The organism is Nonomuraea sp. NPDC049269 (assembly GCF_043197155.1).
Lineage (GTDB): Bacteria > Actinomycetota > Actinomycetes > Streptosporangiales > Streptosporangiaceae > Nonomuraea.
The window spans coordinates 137170-152672 of record NZ_JBICSO010000014.1 but is presented as its reverse complement, the minus strand read 5'-3'; the positions used below and the strand labels follow the sequence as shown (position 1 = coordinate 152672).

Annotated in this window: 14 protein-coding genes; 5 read left to right on the top strand and 9 right to left on the bottom strand. The window is 70.2% G+C overall.

The features are described 5' to 3' along the window. Positions 1-224: 224 nt before the first annotated feature. The gene (locus ACGFNP_RS56530) at positions 225-809 is read left to right on the top strand and encodes a class I SAM-dependent methyltransferase (RefSeq protein ID WP_358332685.1); all 585 of its coding nucleotides are present in this window, start codon (positions 225-227) and stop codon (positions 807-809) included. Positions 810-972: 163 nt separating this feature from the next. Further along, positions 973-1227 (top strand): antitoxin, encoded by a 255-nt coding sequence (locus ACGFNP_RS56525; protein ID WP_358332682.1) that lies wholly within the window; start codon positions 973-975, stop codon positions 1225-1227. Positions 1228-1460: 233 nt separating this feature from the next. On the opposite strand, the gene ACGFNP_RS56520 is transcribed toward ACGFNP_RS56525, so the two are convergent. Both ACGFNP_RS56520 and ACGFNP_RS56515 read right to left on the bottom strand, forming a co-directional pair. Then, complete coding sequence (locus ACGFNP_RS56520; protein ID WP_358332679.1) at positions 1461-1931, bottom strand: NUDIX domain-containing protein; 471 nt, start codon at positions 1929-1931, stop codon at positions 1461-1463. Between the two features lie 210 nt (positions 1932-2141). Continuing rightward, a complete protein-coding gene (locus ACGFNP_RS56515) occupies positions 2142-4298 on the bottom strand; it encodes a helicase-associated domain-containing protein (protein ID WP_393332810.1) in 2157 nt (718 codons plus the stop codon). Between the two features lie 123 nt (positions 4299-4421). Between ACGFNP_RS56515 and ACGFNP_RS56510 the strand changes: the two genes are divergently transcribed. Beyond that, positions 4422-5726 (top strand): PP2C family protein-serine/threonine phosphatase, encoded by a 1305-nt coding sequence (locus tag ACGFNP_RS56510; protein ID WP_393332808.1) that lies wholly within the window; start codon positions 4422-4424, stop codon positions 5724-5726. 31 nt (positions 5727-5757) lie between these two features. On the opposite strand, the gene tnpA is transcribed toward ACGFNP_RS56510, so the two are convergent. Beyond that, positions 5758-6171, bottom strand: a complete 414-nt coding sequence (gene tnpA, locus ACGFNP_RS56505; protein ID WP_358332671.1) for an IS200/IS605 family transposase — start codon at positions 6169-6171, stop codon at positions 5758-5760. A gap of 67 nt (positions 6172-6238) precedes the next feature. Between tnpA and ACGFNP_RS56500 the strand changes: the two genes are divergently transcribed. Both ACGFNP_RS56500 and ACGFNP_RS56495 read left to right on the top strand, forming a co-directional pair. Beyond that, positions 6239-7573, top strand: a complete 1335-nt coding sequence (locus ACGFNP_RS56500; RefSeq protein ID WP_393332805.1) for an RNA-guided endonuclease InsQ/TnpB family protein — start codon at positions 6239-6241, stop codon at positions 7571-7573. Positions 7574-7631: 58 nt separating this feature from the next. Beyond that, the gene (locus tag ACGFNP_RS56495; RefSeq protein WP_393332802.1) at positions 7632-9116 is read left to right on the top strand and encodes a cobyric acid synthase; all 1485 of its coding nucleotides are present in this window, start codon (positions 7632-7634) and stop codon (positions 9114-9116) included. Here the strand turns inward: ACGFNP_RS56495 and ACGFNP_RS56490 are convergent. The 6 genes from ACGFNP_RS56490 to ACGFNP_RS56465 all read right to left on the bottom strand — a co-directional run bounded on the left by ACGFNP_RS56490 (position 9103) and on the right by ACGFNP_RS56465 (position 15300). Next, complete coding sequence (locus ACGFNP_RS56490) at positions 9103-10119, bottom strand: 1-acyl-sn-glycerol-3-phosphate acyltransferase (protein WP_393332799.1); 1017 nt, start codon at positions 10117-10119, stop codon at positions 9103-9105. The genes ACGFNP_RS56495 and ACGFNP_RS56490 overlap by 14 nt on opposite strands. Before the next feature lie 22 nt (positions 10120-10141). Continuing rightward, on the bottom strand, positions 10142-10954 hold the full coding sequence (locus tag ACGFNP_RS56485; RefSeq protein WP_358332659.1) for a patatin-like phospholipase family protein: 813 nt from the start codon (positions 10952-10954) through the stop codon (positions 10142-10144). Positions 10955-11099: 145 nt separating this feature from the next. Continuing rightward, a complete protein-coding gene (locus ACGFNP_RS56480; protein ID WP_393332797.1) occupies positions 11100-11711 on the bottom strand; it encodes a LysE family translocator in 612 nt (203 codons plus the stop codon). Positions 11712-11768: 57 nt separating this feature from the next. Beyond that, positions 11769-12716: a quinone oxidoreductase family protein gene (locus tag ACGFNP_RS56475; RefSeq protein WP_393332794.1), complete on the bottom strand. Its 948-nt coding sequence runs from the start codon at positions 12714-12716 to the stop codon at positions 11769-11771. Positions 12717-12765: 49 nt separating this feature from the next. After that, on the bottom strand, positions 12766-13623 hold the full coding sequence (locus tag ACGFNP_RS56470; RefSeq protein ID WP_393332791.1) for a virginiamycin B lyase: 858 nt from the start codon (positions 13621-13623) through the stop codon (positions 12766-12768). A gap of 6 nt (positions 13624-13629) precedes the next feature. Then, a complete protein-coding gene (locus ACGFNP_RS56465; RefSeq protein ID WP_393332789.1) occupies positions 13630-15300 on the bottom strand; it encodes a serine/threonine-protein kinase in 1671 nt (556 codons plus the stop codon). Positions 15301-15503 lie beyond the last annotated feature (203 nt).

The window sequence follows — 15503 nt, the reverse complement described above, 5'->3', positions numbered from 1 at the left end:
TGTTCGGCCTGCGGGACACATTGGTTGGCCTGGGGGCGCGCTGGTTGGCCTGCGGGACACGTCGGTTGGCCTTTGGGACGCACTGGGCAGTGACGTCGGCCGGCACGACGAGGTCGCCGGACGGGCGTCCGCTGAGTCGGATGCTGCGCTGCCTGGCCGACGGGCTACCGGGAGCAGGGGATGGCGCCGGTGACCACGTGACGGGCCCCAGGCAGAATCCTGCTATGGATGCCACGCTAAGGAAGATCATCGCGGAGCTGAACACGGCCGCCGCCCAGCACGACGCCGGCCAGGAGGACCGGCTGGACCGGTGGCGGGTGCTGGAGCCCGACGCCGGAGAGTTCCTGTGGTTCCTGGCCCAGAGCGCAGGGGCACGGATCATCGTGGAGATCGGCACCTCGCGGGGCGTGTCCACGTTGTGGCTGGCCGACGCCGCGCGGGCGGTCGGCGGGCACCTCCTCAGCCTCGACACCGACCCCGAGGCCCAGGCGCACGCCCGCCGCACGGTCGCCGAGGCGGGGCTGGCCGATCACGTCGAGTTCCGCGTCGAGGACGGGGGCGCGGCGCTCGCCCGCATGCCGGACGGCGCGGTCGACCTGCTCTTCCTCGACGCCGAACGAGTCGAGTACCCCTCCTGGTGGCCGCATCCCTACCGGGTGCTGCGGCAGGGCGGCGTGCTCGTGGCCGACAACGCCCTGTCCCACCCCGAGGAGATCGCCCCACTGCACGACCTCCTCCAACGGGAGCCGCGCCTGACCGTCACCACGATCAACGTGGGCAAGGGCGAACTGGTCGCACTGCGGCGCTGAGAGCCAGACGGTTGAAGTGCTCTTCTGATGCGGTTCCGTTCGCTAGTCGCGGACGGAACCGCGGCAGTGGCAGTGGCGGTCGTGCTGGCGATCGGCGCGAGGTGTGACCTCGCGCCGACTCCGGGTAGGGGGCAACTGTAAGGCACGAGAAGGGGGCACAGCCATGAGCCGCATCGCGGAATGGTTGAAGAAGGCCGAGGACCTGGCGAGAGGGCACTCCAAGCAGGCTGACAAGGTGCTGGATCGCGCCGAGCGGTTCGCCAAGGAGCGGACCGGCCACAAGTACGACCAGCACATCGAGAAGGGCGTGGACGAGGCGCAGCGCCGCTACGGCGGAGGCGAGCCAGAGGGCCAGCAGCCGCCAAGCCCGCAGCCTCCGCAGCCACCGCCACAGCAGCCCGGTCAGCGCCCGGACTAACGACGTGCGGTGCCGCGCAGTGGCGAATCCGCTGCTGCGGCGGGAATTGACGTGTCACGGATGGACCGATCCGGAGCCGGCCGGCTGGCGCATCCGGCAGGATTTCGGCGTCAAGCCCGCGACCCCGCAGGACGAGGCGGCCTGGCGGGCGACGCCGGTAGGTCCCCGGGACCAACCGTCCGAACTCTCGACCAAGCCAGCCAAGCGCGCTATAAGGTCCGGAGCGGCCCGCTTCACCCGATGTAGGGTGTCGCCTTTCCTTGGCGGAAGTGCTCGATCCGGAGTCGTTGGGTGTCGTGCATGGGCAGTTCCTCGATCTCATCTGGGCTGACCCAGCGGACGTCGGTTGACTCGTCGCTGATCGCGAGCGCTCCACCGATGACGCGTGCCGTCAGACAGATATTGAACTGGCGGCGCACTTCTCCGTCGCTGTAGGCGATGATGTGCCGGGCGTCGGTGTAGAGGCCGACCATCCCGCTCACCTCGACGTCGTATCCGGTCTCCTCCTTCACCTCCCGTACGGCCGCCTGCGGCACCGACTCGATGAGGTCCATCCCACCTCCGGGCAACGCCCACAGCCCGTTGTCGGTGCGCCTTTGCAGGAGGATTCGCCCTCCGTCGTCGACGACCACGGCGGACACCCCCACGACCAGGCTGTTCGGCTCGGGAGCGTCAGGGTCGTCGTAGTACTCGGTGCGGGCCACTTACCGCTCCTCGCCGGGGAGTCGAGACTGCTTCCACACGGCTTGAGGACATGGTGCCCTTCTGGCCATTGGAGTCACCAAGGCACTGCTGTCACGCGATTCGATTGGGGGCCGGGGAGTGTGAGGGGGCGGCAGCCCCCCCGAGCCCCCCACAAAACACAGCCCGAAGCGCCAAAGCGCGAAGCGCCCTGAAAGCGAGGTCCGCGGGTGTCAGGGCGCCCGCCTGGTGGCGGGCTTTTCCACCAGCGTGGCGCCCGTCTCCGCCTCCAGGGCCGGGGCGTAGCCTGCGGCGCGCAGTGCGGTCATCGTCTCCCGTTCCGGGCTCGCGCTGATCAGCACTGTCGGTGCGATCAGGCGCAGGCCAAGGGCGCGGAGTGGCTTGGCGTGGGCGAGTTCGGCCAGTAGTGCCTCGTCGTCGGAGCGGATGCAGCAGCCGGATCGCACTACCCGCATCCGGCCGTGCGTCCGTCCCACGTCCTTGATCAGGTACTCCAGTGGCTGTGGGAGGTCGCCTTCCGCCACGGCCCGGAGCCGGGAGAGCAGAGTTCCCGGTTCGTGGCCTGCGTCGAGGGCGTGCCGTACCGAGGCGTGGCTGATGCGCCACACCACCGCGTGCCCTTCCGATTCGCGGACGCCGACCGTGTTCAGCAGGGCGGCCAGTTTCGCTTCGGGGGCGCCGGACACCACGGCGGTCAGGTCGGTCTGGAAGCGGGCCGTGGTGCGGGGCGCGGGGAGCATGCCGGTCAGGACGGGGGAGAGGGCGGCGTTCGCGGCCTTCCATGCCTGGCCGGTGCGGAGCAGGTCGAGCACGGTGTGGCCGAGCCGGGTCAAGGCGCCCTGGCCGATGACGCCGAGGAGTGCGGCCTCGCGGAGGGTGGACTCGATGCGCTGGGCGCCGGCCGGGCCCTGCGGTATCCGGGCGGGGCGGTGCCAGGTCGCGGCGGCCACCAGGTAGGGCGGTGCGTCGGTCGCGCGCTGGGCGGGAGCGGCGGCCAGGGCCTCCAGCAGGGCGTAGCGCAGGCTGACCGCGTCGGGGTCGTCGAGGCCGGTCAGGGCGACGGGCGTCTGGTCGGGGTCGGGCCACCACAGCGGGATGTCGCGGCAGACGGCCCAGGCGGCGAGGATCGGGACCAGCCGCTGGGCGGGCGCGTACGACAGCCAGCGATCATAGGCGCGGGTGGGCAGGACGATGTGGGAGGGCGGGGGCACCTTGGCGCGGCGGTTCGCGGGGGGCTCGGCCGGTTCGGCCAGGAGGCCCAGCAGGCCGGCGCGGAAGCACAGCTCCAGCAGGAAGCGGACGGTCTCGGGCTCGGCGATGCCCTTGGCCAGGCGTTTGGTGTCGCGGATCGCGACCCCGCCGGATTTGCGTACGGTGAGCGGCTGTTCGGCGCAGCCGGCGAGCAGCCGTTCGAGTTGCCAGGCGAGCGTGCCGGCCGCAGCTTCGGCGGCGGGTTCGATGTTCTCGGCCCGCGGCAGGTCGCGGGGCCGGGGAGGGCGCGGGGTGAACGTCGCCCGCAGCTCGCCGCGGACCGCGATCGCCACCTCGACCGGCAGCTCGGCCACCTGGGGAACGCCCGCCGGGAGCAGCAGCCCGCGCGCCGCCAGCCAGTCCGCGCCAGCATGCCCAGAGCCACCGGCGAGGAAGACGTACTTGTTGGTGCCGTACGGGCCCGCCGGGTGGAAGCAGCGGACCTCGAGCAGGGGCCCTTCGTGCGCGAGCCGGTCCAGCAGCTCCGTGGCCGAGGCGGGCGCCTTCGCGAGCAGGGCGTGCAGCCGTTCCGGATCTGTCAGGAACGCCACGACGTTCCGCTCGGCGGCTTCCCGGCCCGGCGTCTTGTCCAGCCCCAGCGCGGCGGCCAGCCGATGGACCTCCGGCGCGTTGAAATACCGGGCGATGAGGTGGGCGGCGGGGCGGCCCAGTCCCATGCCGTCCGCCAGGTTCCGGTGGATGTAGGGGGCCACCACGCACAGCTCGCCGTGGGGTGGCTGGAGCAGGGCCTGGTCGGCCAGCCGTTCCAGGGCCGCCTGCGCTTCCGCCCGCAGGTCCTGGTCCTGACCCGCGAGGAGGGTCAGCACCTCGGCTCGGGGGACCGCGCGTTCGTCCGGGTCGGGAGCGCGCCAGTAGTCGTCGGGGAAGGGGCCGTGCCGCTGGGCGGACAGCCAGGCGATCGCGCCCAGGGCCTGGAGCTCTGGGAGCGTACAGAAGCCCATCAACCGGGCGAGCACATGGTCCTGCCTGAGCAGGTGGGCGTAGTCCTCCAATGACGGCTCGCGACCGCGGACCCGTAGCGCGCCGCGATCGGCCAGGAGCGCCAACTGCTCGGGGGCGCGCGTGGTGAGCCAGGCCATGAGGGCGTCGCTGGGCATGCCTGGCAGCGTAGTACGCGACGGGACAACGGCTTGCCGAACGCACCCGCATGAACGACAAAACCGCAGGTCTAGAGGCTGCCAACGGGGTATGACCCTCTGGGAGACGTAGGAGGGGCGCGCATGCGAAGTGAGGGTGAGCGCATGCTGGGCGGCCTGCTGGGCGCGAGCCATCTGGCCGCCATCGAGGATCTGCCGGTCTTGGTCGCCGAGCATGCCAAGCCGGCCGGGTTCTGCCAGACCATGATCTACGTGGTCGACCTGCAGCAGCAGTACCTCGTCCCGCTGCCCGGCCAGCACGACGCGGTGGGCGAGCCGCTGCGGCCGATCCGCATCGACTCCACGCTCGCCGGGCGGGCCTACCGCAATGTGGAGGTCGTCCAGGCCAAGCACGTTGTCGAGGGTGAGCCGGAGTCGCTGGCCGAGGAGGGAAGGCGGCGGCTGTGGGTGCCGCTGCTCGACGGCACCGAACGGGTCGGCATGCTGGGGGTGACCGTTCCCGCGGGCGATGACGACATCGACTGGCGGGTGAAGCAGCTGGCCAGCCTGGTCTCGCTGCTGTTGATCAGCAAGCGCAACTTCAGCGACACCTACGCCTCGCTGGTACGCGTGGAGTCGATGACCCTGTCGGCCGAGGTGCTGTGGAACCTGATGCCGAGCGGCAGCTTCGCCAACGACAAGGTGGTGGTCGGCGCCGCGCTGGAGCCCGCTTACGACGTGGGCGGCGACGTGTACGACTTCGCCCTCGCCGGCGACACGCTGCACCTGTCGATCTTCGACGCCATGGGGCACGACACCTCCGCGGGGCTGACCGCGACGATCGCCGTCGGCGCCTGCCGCAACAACCGGCTACGGGGCACCGGCCTGCTGGCGGCCAGCGAGGCCATCGACGAGGCGATCGCCGAACAGTTCGGCGCCACCCGGTTCGCCACCGGCATCCTCGCTGACCTGAACCTCAAGACCGGCGAGCTGACCTGGGTCAATCGCGGGCACCACCCGCCGCTGGTGATCCGGCGGGGCCGCCGCGTCGCCACCCTGGAGAGCGTGCCGTCGCCGCCGATGGGCTTCCGCCTGGGCCTGTCCGCCGGTCTGGAGCACTACCAGCTCGAACGCGGCGATCGCCTGCTCTTCTACACCGACGGCATCGTCGAGGCGCAGAGCCCGGAAGGGGAGTTGTTCGGGCTCGAGCGGTTCATCGACTTCGTCGTCCGCCGCGAAGCCGACGGGATGTCGGCGCCGGAGACGCTCCGCCGGCTGATCCAGTCCATCCTCGAACACCAGCACGGCCGCCTCCAGGACGACGCCACGGTGCTGAGCGTCGAGTGGCACGGCGAGAAGGAGCACCGGCTTACTGAAGGTCCGCAGAAAGCCACGGCCCTTCGGGCTGGGGATGAATGCGGTCCTCTGTTGGGGGGTGGCCTGCCGTAGGCGGGGCATTCCGGAGCGTGGAGCCGGAGCCTCAGGTGGGGTGGCGCTGTTGTGCGATGTACGCCTTGATGATCGATAGTGGTGCTCCGCCGCAGGAGGCGGCGAGGTAGCTGGGTGACCAGAGGGGGCCGTGCGTGGCGGGGTTGTCCGGGCTGGTGAACTCTTTGCGGAGGTAGTGCGAGGAGACGCCTTTCAGCGAGTTGACGAGTTTGCTGATCGCGACCTTGGGTGGGTAATGGACGAGCAGGTGGACGTGGTCGTGTTCGCCGTTGAACTCGCGTAGTTCGGCTTCGAAGCTGTCGCACACCTCGATCATGATGTCTTCGCAGCGGCGCAGCATCGCGTCGTCGAACACGTTTCTGCGATATTTAGTGACAAAGACCAGATGGACGTGCATCGCGGAAACCACGTGTCTGCCTCGCCGATATTCCACTTCATGGCTCATAGACCAGATGATAATGTGTTCGAGTCGGTGAGACTGTGAGCGTCCCGTGGGGTAGGGGGTGTTGCGCATGTTGGCGGGCCGGAAATACCGCCTGGAGTTCGACTTCGGGCAGCGGGCGTTCGCCGAAAGGCTGGGCGGGATCTCCCGGGCCGTGTGGAACACCGGTCTGGAACAACGGCGGGATTACCGGCGGCGCGGCCAGTGGATCACCTATGCCGAGCAGTGCAAGCAGCTTGTCGAGGCGAAGAAGGAACCGTACTGCGACTGGCTCGCCGACGCCCCCGCCCAGGTGATCCAGCAGACCCTCAAGGACCTGGACCAGGCGTGCCGCAAGCATGGCACCTGGAAGGTGCGCTGGAAGTCGAAGGCGAAGAGCAAGCCGTCGTTTCGGTTCCCCACCGCCAAACACCTGCCCGTAGAGCGGATCGCCCGTAAGTGGGGGCGGGCGTTCCTACCCAGGTTCGGGTGGGCGCGGTTTCGGATGTCGCGCCCGCTCGGGGGAAGCGTCAAGTCCGCGACCGTGTCGAAGGACGGCGAGCACTGGTTCATCAGCTTCCTGATCGACGATGGGATCGCTGAGCGTGAGCACCACGTGTGCCCGCAGTGGGTGGGCGTGGACCGGGGGGTCGTCACGGCCGCCGTCACGTCGGACGGGGAGTTCTTCGACCGCCGCCACGCCACAACCGACGGTGTCTCTTCCAGGCAGCTGCCAGGGGAGACGAAAGGGGACCGCAAGGACGACCTCGGGTATCTCACGCCCGGCCAAGCGCAACGGTATCTACGGCTGCAGCGCCAGCTCGCCCGCACGAAGAAGGGGTCGAAGCGGCGCAAGAGGGTCATGGCCGCGATGGGTGAGGTCATGCGGCGGGTCCGGTGGCGGCGCGCTGACTTCAATGCCCAGGCCGCGTATCGGCTCACCCGCCTGTACGGGCACGTGGTCATCGAAGATTTGAACACCAAGGGCATGAGCGCGGCCGTCAAGCCGAAGCCGGACCCCGACCGGCCGGGCAGGTTCCTGCGCAACGGCGCGGCGGCGAAGTCCGGGCTCAACAAGGCGATTCTCGACAAGGGCTGGTACGGCCTGGAAGTCGCCCTGCGCTCGAAGGCCCGCTACACCGGCAGCGTCATCCATAAGATCAACCCCGCGTACACGTCCCAGACGTGCCCGGAACCTGCGTGCGGGAAGGTGGACGAGAAGAGCCGCAAGAGCCAAGCGATCTTCTCCTGCACTTCTTGCGGGCACGCCGAGCACGCCGACATTGTCGGGGCGAGGAACATCAAGGCCAAAGGACAGGCGGCCGGGCTGGTCGTCTCAGGGCGTGGAGACCCACCCGGGTCCGAGAAACGTCAAGCACCCCGTTCCACAGCACGAGCCGCGCAAGCGGCACGAGCTGCCGCATAGCGGCACGGGAACCCCCGTCCCGTACCTTTAGAGCGGGGAGCAGGTCAAGATGTAAGCCATGAGCGGAGCGCTGCTGGTCGCCGGCACCACATCTGACGCGGGCAAGAGCGTCGTCACCGCCGGGATCTGCCGCTGGCTGGCCCGTAAGGGGGTCCGCGTCGCGCCGTTCAAGGCCCAGAACATGTCGCTGAACTCGTACGTCACCGCCGACGGCGCCGAGATCGGCCGCGCCCAGGCCGTGCAGGCACGGGCCGCTGGGCTCGAACCCGTCGCCGACATGAACCCGATCCTGCTCAAGCCGGGCAGCGACCGCCGCAGCCAGGTGGTCCTGATGGGACAGCCGGTGGCCGACGTCGATGCGATGGAGTACGGCCGGCTCAAGGACCTGCTCCGCGAGAGCGCGCTGGCCTCGCTCGACCGGCTGCGAAGCTCGTACGACGTCGTCATCTGCGAGGGCGCCGGCAGCCCCGCGGAGATCAACCTGCGCCGGGGCGACATCGCCAACATGGGCCTGGCCAGGGCGGCGAACCTGCCGGTGATCGTGGTGGGCGACATCGACCGCGGCGGCGTCTTCGCCGCGTTCTACGGCACGGTCGGCCTGCTGGACGCCGCCGACCAAGCGCATATTTCCGGATTTGTCGTGAACAAGTTCCGGGGCGCGGCCGAGCTGCTCGAACCCGGCCTGGACATGCTCCGCGAGCTCACCGGCCGCCGCGTGTACGGTGTGCTGCCCTGGCTGGACGGGCTCTGGCTGGACGTCGAGGACTCACTCGCCCTCGGCAGCCGCTCGATCGCCCCGCAGCGGCCCCACGGCGACCAGACGCTCCGCGTGGCCGTGGTCAAGCTGCCGAGGATCTCCAACTTCACCGACCTCGACGCCCTGGCCGCAGAGCCGGGGGTGCTCGTCCGCTTCGTGACCGATCCGGCGGAGCTCGACGACGCCGACCTGGTGGTGCTGCCCGGCTCCCGCGCGACGGTCAGCGACCTGGCCTGGCTCCGCGACACCGGCCTGGCCGCCGCCGTCCGGCGGCGCACCGGGCCCGTCCTCGGCATCTGCGGCGGCTACCAGATGCTCGCCCGCGAGATCCACGACGACGTCGAGTCGGGCGCCGGCCGGGTCGAGGGTCTGGGCCTGCTTCCGGTCCGGGTCAGGTTCGCCGCGGGCAAGACGCTCGGCCGCCCGGCCGGTCACGCCTACGGGCATCCGGTCAGCGCGTACGAAATCCACCACGGCGTCGCGACCGTCGAAGGCGGCGAGCCGTTCCTCGACGGCTGCCGTGCGGGCGACGTGTGGGGCACCACCTGGCATGGCGCGCTGGAGAACGACGGCTTCCGCCGCGCCTTCCTCACCGACGTGGCCGAACGGGCCGGGCGCGTCTTCGTCCCGGCGCCGGACACGGACTTCGCCCTGCTGCGCGAGAGCCGCCTGGACGCCCTCGGCGATCTGGTCGAACAGCACCTCGACACGGACGCCCTGCTCGACCTCATCGAGCACGGCCCGCCCGCCGTCCCGCTCCTTCCGCCGGGAGCTAGCGCAGGGTGAGTCGCTGGGCGCTGATCCAGTCGTCGATGAGTTCCCACTGGTCGTACAGCCAGCGGATCCGCGCCTCGCGGTCCTTGGGGATGCGTGAGGCGGGCACCCGCCACCACTTCGCGGTGATGTGCGCGCTGACCGGTAGTTTGCGCCACACGTCGCCCACCGTGATGAGGTCGTCCAGGCCGGTGTGCGCGACGAAGACGACGTCGGCCGAAGGGCAGGACTCGATGGCCGCGATGGCGCCGCCGGGGCGGGGCGGCAGCAGGTGATCCATGCCGCGGGCCCGTGACGCCTCCTCGTCCAGCCCTTTCTCCTCCAGTCGCCTGATCGCCAGCCGGCGGCGTCGGGGGGTGAAGTTGCCGCCCTCCGGGAAGATCACCAGCGCGTCGTCCTCGTCCATGGTCGAGGACAGCCGCTTGATCTCGTCGATGATGCCGCTCTCGGCGGTACGGCGGGGCACGAAGGCGTTGGGCAGCCGGTTGACCACCACGTCCAGCGACGGGTCGAACTGCAGCGCCGCCTTCATCACGATCCGGGGCCGCCGGTCGTACAGGGAGAGCAGGTGATAGATCAGCAGGAAGGAGTCGCCGGGACCCGCGTGGCGGGCCAGGACGATCACCGGGCGGGTGAGGCGGGCGGCCTGTTCCTCTTCGGTGAGCGGCGGTTCGTGGATGTCGACGGTGAGGCGGAAGATCTGTACGGCGGCGCCGTACACCTTGGCCAGGAACCATCTGATCAGCGCGTAGTGCCGCTCCTGTTGCTGGTCGCGGCCGAACGCGCCGGCCACCCAGAGCACGAGGCAGGCGACGAGCACCGCCGACTCCAGCGTCAGCCACGCCACCCCGAACCAGGCGAACCGCAGCCCCCGGCGCTGCGGCGGCGGGAGGCGCAGCGACGCGGCGAACGTCACCACGACCCACACCGGCAGCGTGACGATCGCGAACACGGTCACCACGATGACGAGTGGAGCGAGGATGAGGCGCCGCAGGATGCGTGGTGGCAGCAACATCGGCCTCCAGATGGTCAGATCTTCATCGTCCTCCTGTCTGGAGATATCGGGAAGACGCGTGGTAGGCCCGTTCGATGTAATGGGAGATCTGTGACAGGTCGCGGTAGCGGAGGTTCGACATCGGCCGTGTCGCCCCGGCGGGCAGCACGTGCACCTCGACGTCGGGCGGCAGCGTGGCCATCTCCTCGGCGAACCGGTGCCGGCGCGCGATCTCGAACGCCACCATGCCCACTTCCCAGGGCCGGCGCGGCACGCTGAGCGGGCGCTCGATCCGCCCGACGTGCAGGACGTAGACGCGCTTGGCCCCCAGTTGCACGGCCCGGCCGACGGGGATGCTGTGCACCAGGCCACCGTCGAAGAAGTGCTCGCCGCCGATGGACACGGGCGGCAGCAGCCCGGGCACCGCGCACGAGGCCAGCACGGCGTCGACCAGTGGCCCCTGGTCGAACCAGTGCGCGGTGGCCCGCTCCACCGAGGCCGCGACGCACTGGAACGGCACCGCCAACTCCTCGATCTCTGAAACCGGCAGCATCTCGCTCAACAGCGCTCGAAGCGGCCCGATCGGGTGCAGATGGGTGCCGGTCCTGGCCAAGGTGGACAGCCGGGTGACCCACGAACCTGCGAACGCCGTACGGACCACATCGGAACGCCACAGCGACGACAGCCGCTCCACGGCGCGGACGGGGTCGGCGGCCAGCAGCACCCCGTTCAGCGCGCCGACGGACGTGCCGACCACGAGGTCGGGCACGATGCCCTCCTCGTCGAGCGCCTGGAGCATGCCCACCTCGTGCGCGCCAAGGACCCCGCCACCACCGAGCACGAACGCCGTCTGCACAGGAGCACGCTACCGCTTTACGACCAGATGCTCTTTTATGGCCAGCAGTGGCCGGCCCCACCCCGGGTGCGTGGCCGGCCCCTGTCCAGGGACACGCTCCTCCGGTGATGCGGGGCTGGGCGCCGTGACGTGCGCATAGTTGACCCTAGTTGTCCAAGGCCAGCCGGATGCCGAAAGCGACGATCACAATGCCCGTCACGCGGTCCAGCAGCCGCCTGACGGCCGGGGTACGCAGGGCGCCGCTCATGAGGGCCGCACAGCCGACCAGCACGGCACTCCACAGCAGGCCCTCGCCCACATGGACTCCCGCCAGGAGCAGGCCCATGGCCGCGTGCGGGGCGTCCGCCGGGATGAACTGCGGCAACATCGCCACGTAGAAGGCGCCCACCTTGGGGTTCAGCAGGTTGGTGAGCAGGCCGCGCCGGAAGCCGGTGCCGAAGCCGGTCTCCACCGTGCCCTCCTGCGGCTTCGTCCTGGTCACGAGCATGCGGATGCCCATCCAGACCAGGTACGCGGCGCCGGCCCAGCGCAGGATGTCGTAGGCCAGCTGGGAGGCGGCCAGGAGCGTGGACAGACCCACCGCGGTCAGCAGACCCCAGGTGAGCGTGCCCAGCTGGATGCCCAGGACGACGCCCCAGGCCGGCCGCCTGCCGGACAGCAGGGACGTACGCAGGATGAGGGCCGTGTCGAGGCCCGGGGTGATGGTCAGGAGAGCGACCACTGCGGCGAATGACCACAAAGAGGGGGCTATGTCCACGTTTGGGAGCGTAGTTCATGGGAGGCGGCCGTACCCGCACCGCCTCCCGCAGGGTGCTCAGGGGATCAGGAGCAGCTTGCCCGTCGTACGGCGAGCGGCGAGGTCCTCGTGCGCACGGCCCGCCTCGGCCATCGGATAACGGTGCGAGATGTCGATCTTCAGCTCCCCGGCGGCGATCCACCCGAACAGGTCGGAGGCCCGCCACAGCAGCTCCTCCCGCTCGGCGATGAAGTGGGTCAGCGTCGGCCTGGTCAGGAAGAGCGAGCCCTCCTTGTTGAGCCGCTGCGGATCGAACGGCGGCACGGGCCCGCTGGCCGCCCCGTACAGGGCCATGAGCCCGCGCGTCCGCAGCGCCGTCAGCCCGCCGTCGAACGTGGCCGCCCCCACGCCGTCGTAGACCACGTCCACCTGCCCGCGGAGCACGTCGGCGAAGTCGTCGTAGTGCAGCACCTCGTCGGCTCCGGCCGCGCGGGCCACCTTCTCCTTCTCCTCGCTGGAGACGGTGGTGTGCACCGTCGCGCCCCTGAGCTTGGCGAGCTGGATCAGCAGCTGGCCCATGCCGCCGGCGCCCGCGTGCACGAGGACGCTGTCGCCCGGCTTCACCTCGTACGTGGAGTGCGTGAGGTAGTGGGCGGTCATGCCCTGCAGCATCGTCGCGGCGGCCAGCTCGGCGGAGACGGAGGCGGGCACCGGAACCACCCGGGCGGCCGGGACCACGGCCTTCTCGGCGTAGCTGCCGAGCACGTTGGCCCACGCCACGGTGTCGCCGACGGACACGTCCGTGACATCGGAGCCCACGGCGGAGACGACACCCGCCCCTTCCGAGCCGATCGGGCTGGGCAGGGTGAGCGGATACGCCCCGGAGCGGTGGTAGATGTCGATGTAGTTGACGCCGCTGGCGGCGACGTCGATCACGACGTCTCCGTCACCCGGCTCCGGGTCGGGACGCTCTACGTACTCGAGGACCTCTGGGCCGCCCTGGGCGGTGATGACTATGGCACGCATATCCCTAGTCAACTCCCCTTCGTGACCCGCCGATTCCACCTTCCGCCAATCATCGGTCGATCCTGGCGAGCGCGCCCGCCTCCAGGGCGACCCAGATCGCGCCGTCGGGGCCCACCGTGAGGCCGTGCGGCTCGGCCGGGACGTCGCGCGAGGGCAGGTCGTACTCCTCGATGGCGCCCTCGGTCGTGATGCGGCCCACGCGGTTGGCGCCCCACTCGGTGAACCAGAGGGCGCCGTCGGCCCCGGTGACGATGGCGTGCGGCCGGGAGGCCCGCTCCGGCAGCGGATATTCGATGATTTTTCCGGAAAGGTCCACGCGGCCGATCTGACCCGCGCCGATCTCCACGAACCACAGCGCCCCATCCGGGCCCGAGGTGATGCCCACCGGCGCGGCCCCCTCCGTCGGCAGCTCATGGATCGTCACCGCGCCCGACAGCGCGATGCGGCCGATGGCGTTGCCCTGGTTGAGCGTGAACCAGAGGGCGTTGTCAGGCCCCGCCGTGATGCCCGAGGGCATACCGCCCATCACCGGGATCTCGAACTCCGTCCGCGCCCCGTCCGCCGCGATTCGCCCGATCTTGTCGGCCCGCGTCCGTGTGAACCACATGGCCCCGTCCGGCCCGGCGGTGATCCCGTACGGACTCTCCGCCTCGAACGCGGTCACCTGACCCGCCTCGGTGATCCGCCCCACCCGGCCGCCCTGGAACTCGGTGAACCACATGGCCCCGTCAGCCCCGGGCACGATCACCGTAGGCCCGCCGTCCGCCGGGTCGAGCTGGTGGATCACGGGCTCCGCACCGGGCACCAGCCTGCCGACCCGGCCCTGGTGCACGAGTGTGAACCAGAGCGCGCCGTCGGGGCCGGTAGCGATGCCGTACGGAGCTCCGTCAGAGATCTCGATCAGCATGTGTGGTCAGGGTTCCTTTCTCCCACGTAGCTCGAAGTCGTCGAAAGTGGTCTTGAGCACCGACCGCTCGGCCTTGGACGTGCGCGCGAACAGGCCGACGTAGCCGTTGCCGATGCCGTTCGGGTCGTCGACCTGGTGGACCTTCTCACCGTTCACCCACATGGTCAGCCGTACGGTGGTGCCGTCCTGCTCGCAGGAGGCCTCGATCCTGACGGCCTTGCTCCCCAGCCCGTCCACCTGGACCGGCTGGGCCAGCGTGCCGCCCGAGCCGTCGAAGATGCGCCGGATGCGTGCCATGCCGGAGGTGTCGAGGGCGAACTCGTAATAGGTGCCGTTGTCGGTGTTGTGGCAGTAGACGCCGTACTCGCCGGTGCCCACGGCCCGCTTCACCTGGGCGGTCACGCCGACCACCACCGTCTGGGGCAGCATCGGCGTGGGCGTCGACGACGGGCTGGGCGTGGTCGTCGGCTTGGCGATGAGGAACGGCGCCGGGGCCTTCTCCAGGCGCTCCACGTAGTCCGCCTCCACGTCGAGCCCGTACGTGCCGTCGGTCCGGTAGCCGTAGCTGACCTCGTCCGTCGGATCGTAGCTGCCGCTCCAGCCGCCGCTGGTCTGCGTGAAGTCCTCCTGGTACAGGACCGGGAGCTCGGGCGGCCCGCTGTCCCGGAGCGTCGCCCAGGCCGTGATGCTCCCGGTGACCAGCACCGCCACCGCCACGGCGATGCCCGCGACGACCCGGCCCCTTTTCGATGGTCGCCGCTCAGGGAACGCCGCGGTCGCGTGCTGCCAGGCCACCTGCGCGGTCTGAGCGGCCTGCTCCGCGTGTACCGCCGGAGCGGTCTGTGTCGGCTGTATCGCCTGGGCGGCCTGCTCCGGCGCGACCGAGCGGCCGCCCACAAGATGATCGAGCAGTTGCTGCGCGGTCGGCCGCGCGGCCGGATCCTTGCGCAGCGCCGCCCTGACCAGCTCCCGCAGCCCCGGCTCGACCGCGTCGAGCACCGGTTCGGTGTTGAGCACCTGGTAGACGGTCGCGGGCAGCGTGTCGCCGCCGAACGCCGCCTTCCCGCTCGCCGCGTACACGATCAGCGAGCCCCACGAGAACACGTCGCACGCGGGCGAGACCGGATCGCCACGCAGCACCTCGGGCGCCATGTACCGGGGTGTGCCGATGAGCTCGCCGGTCCCGGTGACCCCGCCCAGTGTGTCGAGCGCCCGCGCGATGCCGAAGTCGATCACTCGCGGCCCGACGGGGGACAGCAGCACGTTCGACGGCTTGAGATCACGGTGCACGACCCCCGCCCCGTGGATCGCGGTGAGCGCGGTGGCCACGCTGACCGCCAGCGCATCGAGACTCGACCCCTTGAGCGGCCCCGACTGCCGGACGGCCTCCTCCAGATTGGGCCCCGGCACGTACTCGGTGACGACATAGAGCTGATCGCCCTCGAGCGCCGCTTCGAGCACCGCCGCCGTACAGAACCTGCGGACCCGCTGAGCGGCGTCGGCCTCCCGGCGGAACCGCATGCGAAACTGCTCGTGCTGGCTGAGCTCGGCGTTGATCACCTTGATGGCGACCCGCTGCCCAGAGGGATCCTCGGCAAGATGGACCGTCCCCATCCCGCCTCGGCCCAGCACGCTCAGCAACCTGTAGCGCCCGATCTGGGAGGATTCACCACTCACGGCGGGCTAGCTTACCGACATCTGCCTGACTGGCGGATGACCTCGGCGCGCTTGTGCCAGACCATGCTCGGCCCTGCGGCAGGTTCGGATCTTGTTCGCGTTCGATCCGTGGTGCTCGGCCATCCTGCTGATTGGTGGCGACAAGTCCGGCGAGCTCCACCTTGGCCTCGCTCCCATCGAAGTTGCTTTTCCGCCCGCACGTC

Bases quoted from the DNA above. Each gene is read 5' to 3' on its own strand.
- ACGFNP_RS56495 (WP_393332802.1), top strand. From the start codon at position 7,632: ATGAGCGGAGCGCTGCTGGTCGCCGGCACCACATCTGACGCGGGCAAG.
- ACGFNP_RS56475 (WP_393332794.1), bottom strand. From the start codon at position 12,716: ATGCGTGCCATAGTCATCACCGCCCAGGGCGGCCCAGAGGTCCTCGAG.
- ACGFNP_RS56500 (WP_393332805.1), top strand. From the start codon at position 6,239: ATGTTGGCGGGCCGGAAATACCGCCTGGAGTTCGACTTCGGGCAGCGG.
- ACGFNP_RS56525 (WP_358332682.1), top strand. From the start codon at position 973: ATGAGCCGCATCGCGGAATGGTTGAAGAAGGCCGAGGACCTGGCGAGA.
- ACGFNP_RS56470 (WP_393332791.1), bottom strand. From the start codon at position 13,623: ATGCTGATCGAGATCTCTGACGGAGCTCCGTACGGCATCGCTACCGGC.
- ACGFNP_RS56510 (WP_393332808.1), top strand. From the start codon at position 4,422: ATGCGAAGTGAGGGTGAGCGCATGCTGGGCGGCCTGCTGGGCGCGAGC.
- ACGFNP_RS56515 (WP_393332810.1), bottom strand. From the start codon at position 4,298: ATGCCCAGCGACGCCCTCATGGCCTGGCTCACCACGCGCGCCCCCGAG.
- tnpA (WP_358332671.1), bottom strand. From the start codon at position 6,171: ATGAGCCATGAAGTGGAATATCGGCGAGGCAGACACGTGGTTTCCGCG.
- ACGFNP_RS56530 (WP_358332685.1), top strand. From the start codon at position 225: ATGGATGCCACGCTAAGGAAGATCATCGCGGAGCTGAACACGGCCGCC.
- ACGFNP_RS56490 (WP_393332799.1), bottom strand. From the start codon at position 10,119: ATGTTGCTGCCACCACGCATCCTGCGGCGCCTCATCCTCGCTCCACTC.